Here is a 16931-nt window from a genome sequence, read left to right as displayed (position 1 = left end):
GCCTTCCGAGAAGTCAGGGACGGCTCATGCACCGAGGTCGCATCCACGCGGGGTCACGGGCGGCAGGAATGCCAGCAGCGGCGTGACAGGTGTACGGACGGTGCCGTACCGCGTGATGATCGCGAACCTCAGATGCGCAACGTCCACCTCTATCGGAGACAATAGGACCCCCGCAGTGTACCCCCACGGCCCGCGCCGGTGCCAAACCTTTGGTCCGACGCCGGGCCGCTCACAGGCCGGCTCAGAGGCGAACGCGTGGCCGGAGGTCGCCCTCGGTACGGATGTCCGGCATGCGGGGCGCGTCCCATACGGCCCGTTCGCGGCGCACGAGACGTGCGGCCACCACGCAGACGACACCCACCAGGACGAATCCGTACGCCGGTGTGCTCCCCGAGGGATGGGTCTCGTACACGAGCGCCGCCGACAGCACGGCCAGTACCCGCGCTGTGCGGCCGCGCCATTCGGTGGCGGCGATCACCGTCACGCCCCACAGGAGGTACCAGGGCTGCACCATCGGCGAGAGTACGACCAGGGCCACCAGGGACAGCCCCAGCGCGTGCACCGCCGTGAGGCGCCCGTTCACCGCCCGCCAGGCGAAGTGCAGGATGAGGCCGAGCGCCGCCGCCAGGCCCAGGGTCTGCACCGCGCTCTTGACCGGCTCGACATCGGATCCGATGAGCAGGTGCAGCAGTTCGCCGAGTACGAGGCCGAGGTCGCTGGTGACCGACAGTGCCGTGTGTATGGAACCCGCGACCCCCTGGCTCCCGAGCCAGCCGAAGCCCGTGCCGCCGAGCAGTGCCGCCGCCACGGCGACCGCCCCCGCGACCAGACCGGGCGCCAGCAGTCCCTTGGCCACGCGTCGTACCAGGGGCCCGGTCGCCGCCCTGCCCACGAGTACGCCGATGAACAGCAGCGCCAGCGCCGCCGGGGACTTGACCATCATGGCGAGCCCGACGAGCGCGCTCCCCACCACCCACCGTCCGCGGGTGGCGAGCACCGTGCCCGCGAGCATGAGCCCGATCATCAGCCCGTCGTTGTGTATCCCGCCGACCACATGGATGAGCAGCAGCGGATTGAGTGCGCCGAGCCACAGGGCGCCGCTCTCGCTCCTGCCGTACTCGCGCGCGAGACGCCTCAGCGCCCACACGATCAGGACCAGCCCGCCCAGGGCGATGAGCCGCATGCCCAGCACGGCGGGAACGATCGTCCCGCCCGTCGCCCAGGTCACGAGTCGCGCGAGGATCAGGAAGAACGGGCCGTACGGTGCGGGCGTGTCGGTCCAGTTCCTCCCGACGCTCGCGGCGGCGTCACCGCCGAGCCCGCCGGGGTCGAGGACCGACGGTCCGACGCTGTAGACGTCGTGCCCCTCGATGACCATCGCGCCCTGGGCGATGTAGCTGTACACATCGGCGCTGTAGAGGGGCGGTGTCAGCACGAGCGGGGCCGCCCACCAGACGAGGGTGACGAGTGTGTCGCGCACACCGGCCCCGGCCCTGCCGTACTGCCACCAGGCGACGACGAGCAGCGTCAGCCCGGCGTAGGCGAGCACGGCTGCCGCCGCGGTCACTCCGGGCCCGTAGGCCGGCCAGAGCCCCCACGGGTCACGGGCCGGGAGTGATCCCGCTCCCCAGCCCCCCACGGCGGCCGCCACGGATCCGATTGCGCCCAGCCGACGGTACCCAACAGCGCTCAATGCCCTCATGACGCGCCAACCTATCGAACAGGCGCGCGGCAAAACACTCCAGCTCGACAGGGCGGCGTTCGCTCCGCCTGGTTGGACGACCCGGTACGAAGGACCGGTACGTGTTCACGGATGCGGCCGGGAGGCGGACCGGAAGCACCCGGAAGGGAGAACTGACCCGAGAGGGCCAGGGCGCGGCCGGACCACCGCCCGTAATCCGATCCTCGCGCCGGAACCGGACGCCCGCATCTGGATCTACGGGCGCCCCCAGTGGCTACGGCTCCCCCGGCGAGAAGAGCACGCCCCTGCCCGGGGTGTCCCGCCGTCGTCCGCACGGTCGGCGCGTCCAGGGCGTGTGTGAAAGTCCCGCCTGGCCCGCGATGCCCGGCACGCACGCTCGCCGCGTTATCCGCGTTATCCGCGTTGTCCGCGTTGTCCGCGTTGTCGGAGTGTCCACGTACGTCCAGTACGAGAACACTCCTCCGCCGTGCGATCGCACGCACCGGACGCCGTGAGCACCGCCCTTCGGGCGGACGGCGCTACTTTCGACACACGCCCTAACGCACATCGCCCCGCCAGTCCCACCGGTCCGGATCGCCGTCGCGCGGCCCGTACTCCGCCCGCCCGCCCGGACCGTAGGCACCGATCTCCGTGATCAGCCCCGCACCGTCGCGCAGCGCCGCGTCGCTCCAGCCCGTGACGTCCAGGAGCAGTCCGTCCAGCGGACCGCCCACCAGCTCGCGGTACTCGTGGCCGGCCTTCGGTCCGGGGTGCGGGTCGTCGTGGTCGGTGCCGTACACCCGGCGCTGCCTCATGAGCTCGTCCATGCGGGCAGCATCCCACCGGGCACTGACAACGGCGCGGTGCGTCGGACCATCCGGCATCCGGCGGTGCTCGGCTTCCGCGAGCCGGTACCGGACCGCCCCCGCGACGGCCCGTCCTCCCCGGCCACCGTCCGAAGTCGCCCCGCGCAGGTGCCCGAAATATGATGCAGGAACTAACGCACCGCGGAGCGGCCCATGAACCCGCGTCGGACTCCCCGCTCAGGAAGCGCCGAGGAACTGCTCAACACCCTGCAGAGTCTCACCGCCCGCGCTCGGCAGGAAGTGGAACTGCACCAGGCGCGCGTCGAGCTGGCGCAGGCCCTCCAGCGCGAGATGCTGCCCGCGTCGCTGCCGACGCTGCCGGGACTGCAGAGCGCCGCCCGCTACGCCCCCGCCCGCCACGGGCTGGACATCGGGGGTGACTGGTACGACGGATTCCCGCTGCCCGACGGGGCCCTCGGCTTCGCGATCGGCGATGTCCAGGGCCACGACGTCGAGGCGGCGGCCTTCATGGGGCAGATACGCATCGCCATGCGCGCGATCGCGGCCACGGCCTCCGATCCCGGCGACGTCATGGCGCGTACGAACGATCTGCTGCTGTCCGTGGACTCCGCACTGTTCGCGACCTGTACGTTTCTCCGGCTCGACCCGCGCACCTGGGAGCTGCACAGTGCGCGGGCCGGTCATGTGGCGTGCGTATGGGGGACCGTGGACGGGCTGTCCGGCATCACCGAGGACCCCGGCGGCCTGCCTCTGGGCATCGCGGCCGGGGAGCACTATCCCGTCACCCGGCGCACGCTCGACACCGCCGGAACCCTCGTGCTCCTCACCGACGGCGTGGTCGAGGGCCCGTCGTTGCTGATCGAGGACGGCCTGGACCGGGTGCGCCGGCTGGTCGGCGCCCATTCCGGGGCGAGCGCCGAGGAACTGGCCGACGAGGTGCTGGGGGCGGCGGAGTTCACCGGCCACGAGGACGACGCGGCGGTGCTCGTCCTGCGTCATGAGGCCGCCCGCCGGCCGCGGTGACACAGGCGCGTCGCGCGCCCGCCGAGCGTGTCACAGCCGCCTCCCCATGCGGTCGGTGTCTGATGACAGGTGTGATCCGCAGCAAGGAAGCCAGACATCGGGCCGTGGCCGTCGCGCAGATACTGGGCGTCGCCGCCGTCTACTACGGGTCGGGACGGCTCGGCCTGCTCAGGGAAGTGGTGGTCCACGGGTCCATCGTCACTCCGCTCTGGCCGCCCACGGGCGTCGCTCTGGGCGCGTTGCTGATTCTGGGAACGAGGATCTGGCCGGGCATCGCCCTCGGGGCGCTCCTGACGATCACCGCGACCGGAGGCTCCGTCACGTTCTCCGGTCTCGGCATCGTGGCGGGCAATACGGTCGCACCGCTGTGCGCGTATCTCATGCTGCGCAGAGCGGACTTCCGGGTCGATCTGGCACGTCTGCGGGACGGCATGATGCTCGTTCTTCTCGGCGCGTTCGTGGGAATGCTCATCAGTGCGACGGTGGGCAGCGTGCAACTGCTACTCAGCGGCAAACTGCCGACGAGCAGCTTCTGGCTGGTCTGGTCGTCCTGGTGGGCGGGCGATGCCATGGGGGTGCTGGTGGTCACCCCGCTCGTGCTGGTCCTGCGGAGGGCGAGGCTGCCGCGGATGACCGACCGCTGGGTGGAGGCTTCGGTGCTGGCAGTCGCGACGCTGTCGGTCGGCCTGCTGGCGACGAGAAGCTCGCTGTCGATGATCTATCTGGTGTTTCCGGTGCTCATCTGGGCGGCGCTGCGCTTTCAACTGCCCGGCAGCGCGCCCTGCGCCTTGCTGGTGTCCGTGCTGGCGATCGTCGCCGGAACCGATGGCGTGGGACCGTTCGACAACCACAGCCTGGTGGAGATCATGGTGAACCTGTCGCTTTTCAACGGCTGTGTGGCGCTCACCGCGCTGTTGCTGGCCGCGATCGTGGCCGAACACACCAATATCCGCCGCCGGACGGAGCATGCCGTCGAGGAGCTGCAGACGCTGGTGGAGCAGTTCGCACCGCTGTCGGGAGCTCCGCCTCAGCGGCGCGACGGCGGCAGCGGGAGCCGCGGCCCGGACGGCGGACCACCCTTCACCGCGTGAGGTCCCGCCGGCCCCTGGCGACCCGCCGGTCGCGCCGGATCCGCTCAGTACGGCAGGGGCCGCCCGGACGGGGTCCGCAGATCGAGCGGGGGCGGCCCGGACGGGGGCGGCGGACGACGGACGATCCTGATGCGGCCCATTGCCACCACCTCCTACTGGTCAACCGGTATCTGCCCACGCAGCCGGTCTTCAACCTTCCGGCCCCCGCGACGGCGCCACAGCCCGGCATACGCCCCCGGATGCGGGCCGGGCGCCGTGCGGTGACCCTGGATGGGTGGGGGGCAGACGCGAGGAGGCTCAGCCATGTCCGCACTGGACAAGCTCAAGAAGATGCTCAAGGGGCACGAGGCTCAGGCGGGCAAGGCCGTCGACAAGACCGGTGACATGGTCGACGGCCGGACCAAGGGCAAGTACAGCGGCCAGGTCGACACCGCGCAGGACAAGCTCAAGCAGCAGCTCGGCACCGACCGCGACCAGGACGGGCCGCCCCGCCGCTGACGGCCCCTGACCGTACGCCACCGGCCGTGCTCACGAACGGCTTCATCGCGACGGCCGGTGCGGCCACCACCCCGAGGGCAGAAACTTGGGGTGGTCCGGCGGATTCTTGTTATTGTCCCGCCCGCACCGCGTCTCCCGGGTGTGGGAAGAGACGGAACAGGACCCCGGAAGAGTGAGCACAGCATGGGCGAGGAACACGGCACGGCGTTGATCACCGCGGCGCGGAGCGGCGACCAGCAGGCGCAGGACCGGCTCGTCGCGTCGTATCTGCCGTTGCTCTACAACATCGTGGGCCGTGCGCTGAACGGGCACGCGGACGTCGATGACGTCGTGCAGGAGACGGTGCTGCGCATGCTGCGGGGTCTTCCCGGGCTGCGTGATCCCGGGCGTTTCCGCTCCTGGCTGGTGGCCATAGCCATGAACGAGATACGCGAGCACTGGCGGGAGCAGCGGTCCGGGGCCATGCCCGCCGACCATCTGGACGACGCTCACGACAGGCCTGACCCGGGTGCCGATTTCGTCGATGTGACTATTCTCCGGCTCGGTCTGACCGGACAGCGCCGCCAGGTGGCGGAGGCGACGCGGTGGCTGGACGAGGAGGACCGGGCTCTGCTGTCACTGTGGTGGCTGGAGACCGCGGGTCAGGTGTCCCGGGCCGAGGTCGCCGACGCTCTGGAACTGACCCCGCAGCACACTGCGGTCCGGGTCCAGCGGATGAAGGCCCAGCTGGAGGCGGCCAGGGTGGTGGTGGGCGCGCTGGGCTCCCGCCCCCGTTGCGTCCTGCTGGAGGAGATCGTCGCCGGATGGGACGGGGTGCCGTCGGCCCTCTGGCGCAAGCGTCTGGCCCGTCATGCCCGTGGCTGCACCGTCTGCTCGGGTCACGGTTCTCAGCTCGTCCCCGCGGAGGGCCTGCTCGTCGGACTGGCCCTGGTACCTCTGGCGCCGTCCCTCCCGGAAGCCGCCCCGGACCTGCTCAACACAGCCGCCGGACGACCCGCCGCCGCCCGTCACGCGGCCGGGTCCGCCACCACCGCCGCCGTCCGTCCGCACCGGCCCGGACGTGCGGAGCGCCGGCGTGGCCTCCGGCGGCGACGGCGCAATACGGTCGTGGCCGCGCTGGTCGCGGTCGCGGCCCTGGGCACCGGTGGCGGCGCCGTACATCTCTACGCGGACGACGGGGACTCCGACCGGGACGAGGCGGCGGTCACGGCCGGTGCGCCCGATGCCTCCACCCGCTCCTCGGCGCCCGCGGCGACGCCGCCGCGGCCGGCGTCCGTGGTGCCGTCCTCGCCCACCGCTTCACCGTCGCGGACGCCTTCTCCCACCGCCGGGGCCACGGCGAGCAGCAGTGCACGGCCCGCAGCGGGCACCCCGGCGCCCTCTCCCCGGCCTGCCACTCCGGCGCCGCCCGCCCCGCCCTCCGTGTCGCAGCAGGTCACCGATCTCGTCAACGCCGAGCGTGCGAAGGAAGGATGCGGTCCGGTACGCGGAAACGGCCTGATGTCCACGGCGGCGCAGCGGCATTCCGCCGATATGGCGTCCCGGGACTACTTCGCGCACACCTCGCCCGACGGCACCGATCCGGGCGATCGCCTCACCGCGGCCGGCTATCGCTGGAGCACGTACGGGGAGAACATCGCGAAGGGCCAGCGCACCCCGGCGGAGGTGATGAGTTCATGGATGAACAGCCCCGGGCACCGGGCCAACATCCTCAACTGTTCGTTCGAGGAGATCGGTGTGGGGATGCGGAGCACCGGGAGCGGGCCGGTGTGGACCCAGAACTTCGGCGCCGCCGGATGAGCCGCCCCGGCCGGCCGTTCGCCCGGACGACCGTTCCCCGAGCTGTGGCGGGGATGGTGACAGGCGCGCGCCGGTTCACCGGGTGAGGACGGTGAGTGCGGTGCAGGCGCCGCCCACGGCGCTCACCGCCACCACGGAAGCCGCCACGCAGCGCGCCCGGAGCCGCACGTAGCGCTCGGTGTACTCGCCGCGCAGCTCGGCGGCCCGGCCGGTGATCCGGGTGAGCGACTCCCGGCAGCCGGCCATCCGTTCCATGAGGTAGACGCGCTCCACGTCCTCGCGCTGAGCCGTGGTGAGCCAGGGCAGTTGTCCGGTGAGGCGGCGGGCCTGTCTGCGGGCCTCCTCGATCTCGGCGTTCCACAGCAGATAGCCCTCCAGCTGGGCCAGGCCGCGGGCACTGTCCTCGTGTGGTTTCACCGGTCCTCCTGTCGTCGGGCCGTCCTGGTCCTGGGCTGCCGCCCTCACACCTGCTTGTCCCCCGGAGCCGCCCTCACTCAGACGGCGGGGCTGTTGGCGGCCTCGTCCAGGGCGCGTACGACGGGGTGGTGCAGGTCGAACGCCGGGGATTCGGAACGGATCCGCGGCAGGGTGAGGAAGTTGTGCCGCGGCGGCGGGCAGGAGGTCGCCCACTCCAGCGAACGGCCGTAACCCCACGGGTCGTCGACCTCGATCTTCCTGCCGTACTTGGCCGTCTTCCAGACGTTGTAGAAGAACGGCAGCATCGACAGGCCGAGCAGGAACGAGGAGATCGTCGAGATCGTGTTCAGCGCGGTGAAGCCGTCGGCGGCGAGGTAGTCCGCGTAACGACGCGGCATGCCCTCGGCACCGAGCCAGTGCTGCACCAGGAATGTGCCGTGGAAGCCCACGAACAGCGTCCAGAACGTGATCCTGCCGAGCTGTTCGTCCAGCATCTTGCCGGTGAACTTCGGCCACCAGAAGTGGAATCCGGCGAACATCGCGAAGACCACGGTACCGAACACCACATAGTGGAAGTGCGCGACGACGAAATACGAGTCGGAGACATGGAAGTCCATCGGCGGCGAGGCCAGGATGACGCCGGTCAGACCGCCGAAGAGGAACGTCACGAGAAACCCGACGGACCAGAGCATCGGTGTCTCAAGGGACAGCGAACCCTTCCACATCGTGCCGATCCAGTTGAAGAACTTCACACCGGTCGGCACCGCGATCAGGAAGGTCATGAAGGAGAAGAACGGCAGCAATACAGCGCCGGTGACGAACATATGGTGGGCCCACACGGTCGCGGAAAGCCCCGCGATGGCGATCGTCGCGGAAATCAGACCGATGTATCCGAAGATCGGTTTACGGCTGAACACCGGAATGATCTCGCTGACGATGCCGAAGAACGGCAGGGCGATGATGTACACCTCTGGGTGGCCGAAGAACCAGAAGAGGTGTTGCCAGAGCAGTGCGCCGCCATTGGCCGCGTCGAAGACATGCGCACCGAATTTGCGGTCCGCCTCCAGCGCCAGCAGTGCGGCGGCGAGGACCGGGAAGGCCAGCAGGACAAGCACACCGGTCAGGAGGACGTTCCAGACGAAGATCGGCATGCGGAACATCGTCATGCCGGGTGCGCGCAGGCAGATGATGGTGGTGATGAAGTTGACCGTACCGAGGATCGTGCCGAAGCCGGAGAAGGCCAGACCCATGATCCACATATCGGCGCCGATGCCCGGCGAGCGGACGGCGTCGGTGAGCGGGGAGTAGGCGAACCAGCCGAAGTCGGCGGCACCCTGCGGGGTGAGGAAGCCGGCCACCGCGATGGCCGAGCCGAAGAGGTACAGCCAGTACGCGAACATGTTCAGCCGCGGGAACGCCACGTCGGGCGCACCGATCTGGAGCGGCATGATCCAGTTCGCGAATCCGGCGAACAGCGGCGTCGCGAACATCAGCAGCATGACGGTGCCGTGCATCGTGAACGCCTGGTTGAACTGCTCATTGGAAATGATCTGCGTGCCGGGACGGGCCAGTTCGGCGCGCATGAAGAGCGCCATCACTCCGCCGATGCAGAAGAAGGCGAACGACGTGACCAGATAGAGCGTGCCGATCGTCTTGTGGTCGGTGCTGGTCAGCCACTTGATGACGACGTTTCCCGGTTCCTCGCGCCGTACCGGCAATTCATTCTGGTAGGCGGCATCGGCTTCCACCGGTTGTGAGGTGTCCCTCGTCGTCACTGCGACGCTCCTTCGGTCGACGGCCCGTTGCGGACTCGGCGACCAGAATGGACCCGCGGAGATCGGTGCGGTGGGACATCTCTCCGGGCGCTGCGCGAGCGCCCGCCAAGGACACTCAAATGGCCCATCGGTCAGGGCGGGCCGGCTCGGGGCGGGCCCGCCCGGTGAATCCTCAGCGCAGGTCGAAGACGAGGCGTCCGGAGACCTTGCCGCTCAGGACCTCGTCGATCGAGGTGTTGATGTCGTCGAGGCCGCGGGTTTCCCGGACAACTCTCGTACGGCCGAGGCGATGGAGCTGGAACACCTCGGCGAGGTCCTCGCGGGTGCCGACGATGGAGCCGACGACCTTCGTGCCGTTCAGCACCGTGTCGAATACGGGGAGTTCGAGTTTCCCCGCGGCCGGAAGCGCCACCAGCACCAGGGTGCCGCCGCGGCGCAGCGCACCGTACGCCGCCCCGAACGATTCATTGCTCACGGCCAGGGAGATCGCCGCGTCCGCGCCGCCGAGCCTGCGGGTCTCCTCGGCCACGTCCTGGACGCGGGCGTCGATGACATGGTCGGCGCCCAGTTCCCGGGCGAGCGCCAGCTTCTCGTCGGTGACATCGACCGCGATGGTCTCGGCGCCGAAGATCCGCGCGTACTGGAGGGCCAGGTGCCCGAGTCCGCCGATCCCGGAGATCAGGGCGCGGGTGCCGGGGCGGGCTCCGGACAGCTCGACCGCCTTGTAGGTGGTGACGCCGGCACAGGTCAGGGGCGCGGCGTCGAGCGGATCGATGCCGTCGGGGACGGGAACCACATAAGTGCCGTGCGCGAGTGCGTACTCGGTATGGCTGCCGTCGACCGAGTAGCCGCTGTTCCGCTGCTGGAGGCAGAGTGTCTCCCAGCCGGAGACACAGTGGTCGCAGTGCCCGCACGCCTCACCGAGCCAGGGAATCGCCACCCGGTCCCCCACCGCGAGATGGCCCACCTGGTCTCCGGCCGCCTCCACGATCCCGATGCCCTCGTGACCCGGTACGAACGGCGGGCTCGGCTTGACGGGCCAGTCCCCCCGGGCCACGTGGATGTCGGTGTGGCAGAGCCCGGACGTCTCCATCCGCACCAGGACCTGGTGGCCGGCCGACGCGGGCATGCTGAGGCATGGTGAACAAAGGCCTCAGGATAGACTATTTCGATCGCCCGGGGTTCGCTTCCCGAGCGATCGGGGCCTGCCTTCCCCTGTGTGAACGTACGTGCTCGGCGCGGCGGCTTTTCGGCTACCCGGCCGCCCAGTCGCGCATCGCCCGCAGGGAGGAGAAGTCGGCCACGTCCTTGTCCAGCGGGTGGTCGGTGTACTGGTGGATGCGCCACGACGCCTCGATACGGGGCTTGCCTGCCGTGACGTAGTCGGCGATCCACAGCCCGTCGCCCGCGTACGAGGTCGTGTCGTGATTCAGCCAGAAGGAACGGTTGCAGTACAGAAGGACGCGTTGACCGGGCCGCAGGCGCTTCACCTCACGGATGAAGCGGTCCTTCTCCGCGTTGCTGGCCCGGGTGCCCTCCCCGGTTTCCTCCCAGTCGACAGCGAGCAGATCGCCGGCCTTCTCCGGTGCTTTGCTCAGGAAGTACGCCGCCTGGTCCGCCACGTTCCCCGGCCACAGGAAGTGGTAGAAGCCGACGACGCATTCGGCGTCCCGCGCCCGCTTGACCTGTGCGCCCAGAGCCGGATTGACATACGAACGGCCCTCGGTGGCCTTGATGAACACGAAGTCGAGGCCGTCGGTGTCGTAGGACGGCTGATACGCGCTGATGTCGACTCCGTGCAGCATGGGCACTGCCTCCAAGTGGGGCTCTGTGGTTCCGGTTCTTGTCCTGGTATGTGCCCGCCGAGATCCTGTTCCACCCTCGCCATCGGCGGGGAATCCGTTCGGCCGGACACGGAATAGCGCACGCCGGTGTGCAGTTGGTGATGCGACGAGACCACTTCTCATCAGGCAGTCGGCAGCGGAAGGTCGGACCATGAAGATCGGCATCATCGGAGCGGGCAACATCGGCGGCAACCTGACCCGGCGGCTCACCGCGCTCGGACATGAGGTGTCCGTCGCCAATTCCCGTGGCCCGCAGACGCTCACGGCGCTCGCCGCGGAGACCGGCGCCACCCCGGTCGACGTGACCGAGGCGGCGAAGGACGCCCGGATCGTCGTGGTGACCATTCCGCTCAAGGCAGTGCCCGTGCTGCCCTCCGGCGTCCTCGACGGCGCGGCGCCGGGTGCCGTGGTCATCGACACCGGCAACTACTACCCGCAGGAACGCGACGGCAGGATCGCGGCCATCGAGGACGGTCTGCCCGAAAGCCGCTGGACCGAGCAGCAGATCGGGCACCCGGTGATCAAGGCCTTCAACGGGACGTACGCCCAGGACATCCTGGACCGGGGCCGCCCGCAGGGCAGCACCGGCCGTCAGGCACTGCCGGTCGCCGGAGACGACACCGCGGCGAAGCAAGCCGTGCGCGACCTCATCGACGAGCTCGGCTTCGACACCGTGGACGCGGGCGGTCTGGACGACTCGTGGCGGCAGCAGCCCGGAACGCCCGTCTACGGGAGCCGGGGCGATGCCGACGTCATCGTGAAGGAACTGGCCGAGGCCTCGCCGGAGCGCACCTCGCAGTGGCGTGCCTGACCCCGTCACGGCGGGAAACCGTGCCGCGCCCCGGCGGCGTCCGGCCCTGTGACAGGGGCGGTACCGGGGCGGGCACGGCGCCGGGGTCAGCCGGCCGCACCGTCCTCCGGCGCCGCCTGGTCCGGGGCCAGGCTGTCCATGAAGGAGCTCACCGAGAACACCGCGCGACCGGCCCCGGCGGGACCGTATCCGGGCGGTGAGGACAGACCGTACTCCTCCATGGTCGAGCGGTAGGCGTCCAGCAGCCTGATGTGGTATTCGAGCGGCGCCCCGTCCGGGTTGGTTCTGCCGAGCGGGGTGGTGGGCTCGGGGCACCACGTGGTGAAGCGCGGTGTGATGCCGTGCGACATGAAGAAACGCAGTCCCTCGGTCGTGGAGTCGATGGCCTCGTCGACCGTCGCGAAGCCGGAGGGCGCGGCCATCTCCACACCGGCGACGAAGTTCGGGATGACGTTGCGCGGGCCGAAGACCTCGGCGGAGTCGAGGATGCGGCGGTGCCATTCGTCGCGCCCGACGTAACGCTCCTTTCCGGGGCAGTACAGCTCGAACAGACGGCGGTCCCACACCTCGTAGTTGGGGTGGTAGATCCGCACTCCGTAGTCGTGGAAGCGCTGCACATCGGCCTTGGGCAGGGCCTGGGCGACGACCTTGCCGATCCACCGGCCGGGAAAGCGCTCCTCGATGGCCTTGGCGTACTGCCCGTAGAAGTCGGCCTCGTCGCGTCCGCCGAGGTGCGAGGTGATCGCACCGCCGGTGAGCGTGTAGGCGGTGGAGGTCTTCGCCGTGTCGTACCGGTCGATGATGGCGAGGGCCTCCAGGACCTCCTCCACGTCCTTCACCCCGGTATAGGGGCGTCCCGCCGCCTTGTGCTGGCGCCAGTTGTGGTTGATGTCGCAGTACTGGCACTCCTCCTTGGCGCCGAAGTACTGGCAGACCCGGAAGACGGTGAGGTAGATCAGGTAGCCCCACTGGATGGTGGGGGCCACCTCCATCACGGACTTACCGTTCTCCAGGGTGTGGCGGTAGTAGTCGGGCATCGGGGGCAGACCGACATCGGAGATGCGCCTGCCGTCCAGATAGAGCCCCAGCACTCCGTCCTGGCCGGCCGCCACGCGGTACGGGGAAGCCGGGTTGACCCGCACGGACACCACGGTGCGCCGCAGCCCGTACGGACCGCCGGTGAGCACGATCTCCTCGGGGGGACGGCGCAGCGCGGCCGCGCCGAGCTCGGGCAGCGTGCCGTGGTCGAAGGAGAAGATGAAGTACGACTTCGGCTTGACGTCGCCGTGCTCGTTGTCGCTGAGCGCGGACTCGTCGAAGGCGACGCCGCCGCGGAGCAGGTCCTCCTTGATGACCGCTTCCCGCGGCACGTGGGGGAACCGTTCCATGAGCTGTTCCACCAGACGTGTACGGCCGGAGCCGGTGGGACCGGTACGGGTCGTATCGGTGCCGGTGCCGCCGGTTTCGGTAGGGCTGGGCATGTGCGGGGCTCCTCGGGTGCGGTCCACTGGGCGCTGTCGCGCGTACGCCACACTCTCCAACGAACCAGGGCCGCCGACCGTTCGCACCCCCGCTCGTGTGCCACCGCGCGGCGCCGCCCGTGGACCGGACGGAACTACCCGCGGGTAAGGTGTGGCGCCCCGGGACTCCGGCACCACGGTCCGTCCGGCTCCACGCCGGCACGCCTCAAGTCGGAGCTGGAGTCCGGTGGGGGTGTCTGACAGCGGGGTCCCGCCCCAGGGTCAGCTCCAGTGCGTGGGGCGGGTCAGACGGCCCGGGAGGCCGGTCGCCGCGTTGCCCCTGGCCGCGTTGAGCTGGGTCTGGGTGAGGAACAGGCTGTCGGTGAGGTCGGCACCGGAGAGGTCCGCGTCCCGGAAGTCGGCGCCGATGACATCGGCGAGGCGCAGGTCCGCGCCGGAGAGATCGGCCGCGATGAGGTAGGCCCCGCGCAGGTCGGCACCCCGGAGGTCGGCGCCCTTGAGCCGGGCGCCCATGAGGTCGGCGCCCCGGTGGCCACGCTTCTTGCGGCGGGGCGCGGTGGCCCGCACACGTGTGCTGACACGCCGGAGCAGATCGGCGACGCCGTCCCGGTGGGCCGCCACGTCCAGTCCGGCCAGCTCCGCGGCGGGGCGGCGGGTATGACGTTCCGTCGCTTCCAGGGCACGCCCGATCTCGGCGTGCAGGGGCCCGGCGGCGGGCAGGGAGAGCGCCTCGGTGAGGTACCAGAGCAGTTCCTGCAACTGGCGCACCACCGGGAACACCTGGAACATCTGCTGAGCGGTGTCCGGGGCCGACCGCCAGTCCTGGCCGCCGTACGTCTCCTGGGAGACCTTCTGGCCCGCGCCGAAACAGTCGTACACCGTGCAGCCGGAGAAGCCCTTCGGCCGCAGCGCGGTGTGGATGCCGCAGCGGAAGTCTTCCTGAAGATTGGGGCAGGGCTCCCCGGCGTCCTTGCTGATCGCGAAGTCCGCCGATGCGGTCAGGGTCAGCGCGACGCAGCACAGCCCGAAACAGTTCGCGCAGTCCGCGCGCAGAGCGGCACGTTCGCTGTCGGGTGCGACGCTCGGATCGTTGTCGGACACGGGGTGCGGTTCCTCTGTTCTGAAGTGCGAGGGGGCCGAGTTTAGCGAGATATCACCCGGACGCGCCGCGCCCATGATCAGTTGCGGCCGCGCGACTGCCCCGGAACCCGCCGGCCCGGCCGCCGGCCACGGTGGGAGCCGCCGTCCGCTCGCGCGTCGGCTGGTCGTATCCCTGCTGCTCCCCTGCTGACCCCCATGGGCAGGGGCAGCGCCCTGGTCGCACCCCGGCGGGCGCACTCGCGGCGCCGCCGCGGGTCCCTCGCTCTCGCGTGCTGCGGGCCCGTCGGGCTTCGGCGTTGTCAGTGGCCCGGCGCACACTGGAGCGCAGTGCGGTACCGGAGAAGGGGAATTGGATGAGCGCCGAGGAGGAGACCGGGTTCGAACCGGCCACCGGGGACGGTCCGCCGCTCTCGGGGGCGGACGACGGGACCGGCGGTTCCCGGCGGGCGGCGGAGGTGCGGGCCGCTTCGGTGCGGACCGCCTTCGAGGGGCTGCTCCAGATCCGGAGGCTGACCAACACCGGGCAGGCCGACCCGGAGGGGGTGCCCGCGGCATGGGAGCTCCATCGGCCGGTCCGGGCCGTCGCGCTGGCCCTGGAGGCCTCCGGAGCGGTCCCCTCCGCCCTTGACGCCTCCGGCCGGCGCACGGCGGCCGGGTATCGCGTACTGGAGGGCGAATCCCCGGGCACGGTACGGGTGGAGTGGGCCGGTCCACCCGGAAGCGGGGCCGCTCACGAGGAGGAGGACGCGCTGCCCCGGTGCGCCGGCGCGCTGCGACGGCTCGGCTGGACGGCGCTGCTCTACCGCGGGCCCCGGCGACGCAGGTTCCTGGAAGTGGAGCCGCCCGCCGGCCCTCCGGGCCCGCGAGACGCCTGACACCGGCCGACCGGGGAGCGGGAGCCGTCCGCGGGACGTTGTCAGACCCATGGGGGATGCTTGCCGGTCCGACACCTCTGACCAGGAGATGCTGTGATGGACAAAGACGAACTCGCCGCGGCCCGGGCGTATGTCCGGTTACTGGAAGCCACCCGGGCCGCTCTCTCCGACCCGGACGACATGCCTCTCTACCTGCCGTTGCTCACGTCTCCGATGGAGGAGGCGGACCAGGCACTCAGTGGCGCGGGGCTGTCCGGCAACGAGGACAGGCTCTTCGCTCTCGTACGGGCCCTGCGGCCGAGCCTGTCGGGCAACGGTCACTGACCGGCGCGTCGGCCTCAGGCCGAGGCCGGCGGCACACACGTCAGGGACCGCCGACCGGCGCGTCAGGCCCTGTCCGTACCCGCGTCCACAGCGAGTCCGAGTTCCTGCTCGTCCGGGCCGAGCGGCGCGAAGAAGCGGGCGACGTCGCGGTCGGAGACCTCGGCGAGGCCGGCCGGCTTCCACTGCGGATTCCGGTCCTTGTCGATGATCTGGGCGCGTACCCCCTCCACGAAGTCGGGCTGCTCGAAAGCCCGGCTGGAGACCCGGAACTCCTGGTCGAGTGCGGCTTCCAGGCTGTCGAGCGCGCGCGCCCGGCGTACCGCGGCGAGGGTGACCTTGAGCGCGGTGGGCGACTTCGTCAGGAGGGTCGCGGCGGTGTCCCGCGCCTCCGGCACGCCGCTGCCGTGCAGCCGTTCAAGGATGTCCTCGACCGTTTCCGCGGCGTAGCAGGCATCGATCCAGTGGCGCGCGGACGCGAGTTCGCCACCGGGCGCTTCGGACGTGTGCCGGCGCACCGTCCGTGCGACCTCGTCGGGCGTGGCGCTCGTGGCGAGGGCCGCGGTGAGTTCCGGCAGGTGCTCCGACCGTACGAAGTGGTCGGCGAGGCCGCAGAGCAGTGCGTCGGCGGCGCCGACACTCCGGCCGGTCAGCGCCAGATGTGTGCCCAGTTCCCCGGGAGCGGCGGCCAGGAGGTGCGTGCCCCCGACATCGGGCACGAATCCGATGCCGGTCTCCGGCATGGCGACCCGTGAGCGTTCCGTGACGACACGGATGCTGCCATGAGCCGATACACCCACGCCTCCGCCCATCACGATGCCGTCCATGAGCGCGACGTACGGCTTGCGGAATCGGGCGATGCGGGCGTTGAGCCGGTACTCGTCGCGCCAGAACTCCAAGGAGGACCGGCCCCCGGCGCGTGCGTCGTCGTGAAGGGTGCGGATGTCACCGCCCGCGCACAGACCGCGCTCCCCCGCCCCGCCGATCACCACCGAGGTGATCTCGTCCGCACACTCGGCACCGGCGAGCGCCGCGTCGATGAACCGGACCATGGTGTGGTTCAGCGCGTTGAGCGCTCGTGGCCGGTTCAGCGTGATGTACAGGGCGTGGCCCTGGGTGTGCAGCAGGACGGGGCCGTCATCGTTCATGTGTGCGCTCCCGGTCGGTGGGCCTGTGGGCGGACCGTCCACCATTCGTGGACGATCATTCCCTGCCCATTGTGCGACGGGCCGGTGACGGCGTGGGAGAGGGGGGCGGCAGGGTCCACGGGACATGGGCGGAACACGGTGGAGGCGGGGACCGGGGCCCGGCCGGGTGATCCGCTGTGGCAGTCCCGCCGGACCGGCTCGACAATTGAGTCCTGAGGGCCGCGCCGTCCAGCAGCCC

The 16931-nt window shown here is 70.5% G+C and carries 16 protein-coding genes; 7 read left to right on the top strand and 9 right to left on the bottom strand.

All coding sequences use genetic code 11. From position 1 onward, the window contains the following. Positions 1–241 precede the first annotated feature (241 nt). Both mptB and OHA98_RS18275 read right to left on the bottom strand, forming a co-directional pair. Positions 242–1702 carry a polyprenol phosphomannose-dependent alpha 1,6 mannosyltransferase MptB gene (mptB, locus tag OHA98_RS18280; protein WP_266927077.1) on the bottom strand — a complete coding sequence of 487 codons (1461 nt, stop codon included), beginning with the start codon at positions 1700–1702 and terminating at the stop codon, positions 242–244. Between the two features lie 536 nt (positions 1703–2238). Beyond that, complete coding sequence (locus OHA98_RS18275) at positions 2239–2508, bottom strand: hypothetical protein (protein ID WP_266927075.1); 270 nt, start codon at positions 2506–2508, stop codon at positions 2239–2241. Between the two features lie 192 nt (positions 2509–2700). Here OHA98_RS18275 and OHA98_RS18270 point away from each other — a divergent pair, with 192 nt between their 5' ends. The 4 genes from OHA98_RS18270 (at position 2701) to OHA98_RS18255 (ending at position 6920) form a co-directional block, all read left to right on the top strand. Further along, positions 2701–3531, top strand: a complete 831-nt coding sequence (locus OHA98_RS18270) for a PP2C family protein-serine/threonine phosphatase (RefSeq protein ID WP_266927073.1) — start codon at positions 2701–2703, stop codon at positions 3529–3531. 71 nt (positions 3532–3602) lie between these two features. Continuing rightward, positions 3603–4622 carry an MASE1 domain-containing protein gene (locus tag OHA98_RS18265; RefSeq protein WP_266927071.1) on the top strand — a complete coding sequence of 340 codons (1020 nt, stop codon included), beginning with the start codon at positions 3603–3605 and terminating at the stop codon, positions 4620–4622. 303 nt (positions 4623–4925) lie between these two features. Further along, the gene (locus OHA98_RS18260; protein ID WP_266927069.1) at positions 4926–5120 is read left to right on the top strand and encodes an antitoxin; all 195 of its coding nucleotides are present in this window, start codon (positions 4926–4928) and stop codon (positions 5118–5120) included. Positions 5121–5303: 183 nt separating this feature from the next. Next, positions 5304–6920, top strand: coding sequence for a sigma-70 family RNA polymerase sigma factor (locus OHA98_RS18255; RefSeq protein WP_266927067.1), 1617 nt, complete (start codon positions 5304–5306; stop codon positions 6918–6920). Between the two features lie 75 nt (positions 6921–6995). Here the strand turns inward: OHA98_RS18255 and OHA98_RS18250 are convergent, their stop codons facing one another. The 4 genes from OHA98_RS18250 to OHA98_RS18235 form a co-directional block, all read right to left on the bottom strand. Next, positions 6996–7337, bottom strand: a complete 342-nt coding sequence (locus tag OHA98_RS18250; RefSeq protein ID WP_266927065.1) for a hypothetical protein — start codon at positions 7335–7337, stop codon at positions 6996–6998. 77 nt (positions 7338–7414) lie between these two features. Next, positions 7415–9112 carry a cytochrome c oxidase subunit I gene (gene ctaD, locus OHA98_RS18245; protein ID WP_266927064.1) on the bottom strand — a complete coding sequence of 566 codons (1698 nt, stop codon included), beginning with the start codon at positions 9110–9112 and terminating at the stop codon, positions 7415–7417. 172 nt (positions 9113–9284) lie between these two features. Further along, positions 9285–10241, bottom strand: coding sequence for a zinc-dependent alcohol dehydrogenase (locus OHA98_RS18240; protein WP_266927062.1), 957 nt, complete (start codon positions 10239–10241; stop codon positions 9285–9287). Between the two features lie 124 nt (positions 10242–10365). Next, on the bottom strand, positions 10366–10917 hold the full coding sequence (locus OHA98_RS18235; protein WP_266927060.1) for a glycoside hydrolase family 25 protein: 552 nt from the start codon (positions 10915–10917) through the stop codon (positions 10366–10368). A 190-nt stretch (positions 10918–11107) separates the two neighbouring features. On the opposite strand from OHA98_RS18235, the gene OHA98_RS18230 reads away from it, so the two are divergent. Then, the gene (locus OHA98_RS18230) at positions 11108–11767 is read left to right on the top strand and encodes an NADPH-dependent F420 reductase (protein ID WP_266927058.1); all 660 of its coding nucleotides are present in this window, start codon (positions 11108–11110) and stop codon (positions 11765–11767) included. An 86-nt stretch (positions 11768–11853) separates the two neighbouring features. On the opposite strand, the gene OHA98_RS18225 is transcribed toward OHA98_RS18230, so the two are convergent. Both OHA98_RS18225 and OHA98_RS18220 read right to left on the bottom strand, forming a co-directional pair. Further along, entirely contained in the window at positions 11854–13248 is a 1395-nt protein-coding gene (locus OHA98_RS18225) for a radical SAM protein (protein ID WP_266927056.1), read from the bottom strand. A gap of 261 nt (positions 13249–13509) precedes the next feature. Further along, the gene (locus tag OHA98_RS18220) at positions 13510–14349 is read right to left on the bottom strand and encodes a pentapeptide repeat-containing protein (RefSeq protein WP_266927055.1); all 840 of its coding nucleotides are present in this window, start codon (positions 14347–14349) and stop codon (positions 13510–13512) included. A 353-nt stretch (positions 14350–14702) separates the two neighbouring features. Between OHA98_RS18220 and OHA98_RS18215 the strand changes: the two genes are divergently transcribed. Continuing rightward, the gene (locus OHA98_RS18215) at positions 14703–15224 is read left to right on the top strand and encodes a hypothetical protein (protein WP_266927053.1); all 522 of its coding nucleotides are present in this window, start codon (positions 14703–14705) and stop codon (positions 15222–15224) included. Positions 15225–15320: 96 nt separating this feature from the next. Next, a complete protein-coding gene (locus OHA98_RS18210; RefSeq protein WP_266927052.1) occupies positions 15321–15548 on the top strand; it encodes a hypothetical protein in 228 nt (75 codons plus the stop codon). 62 nt (positions 15549–15610) lie between these two features. Here OHA98_RS18210 and OHA98_RS18205 read toward each other — a convergent pair whose 3' ends face one another. After that, complete coding sequence (locus OHA98_RS18205; RefSeq protein WP_266927051.1) at positions 15611–16693, bottom strand: enoyl-CoA hydratase/isomerase family protein; 1083 nt, start codon at positions 16691–16693, stop codon at positions 15611–15613. Positions 16694–16931: the final 238 nt, after the last annotated feature.

This window comes from Streptomyces sp. NBC_00654, assembly GCF_026341775.1.
Taxonomy (GTDB): Bacteria; Actinomycetota; Actinomycetes; order Streptomycetales; family Streptomycetaceae; genus Streptomyces.
Note: the sequence above shows the minus strand (reverse complement) of the source record. Positions and strands in the feature narration are given on the sequence as shown.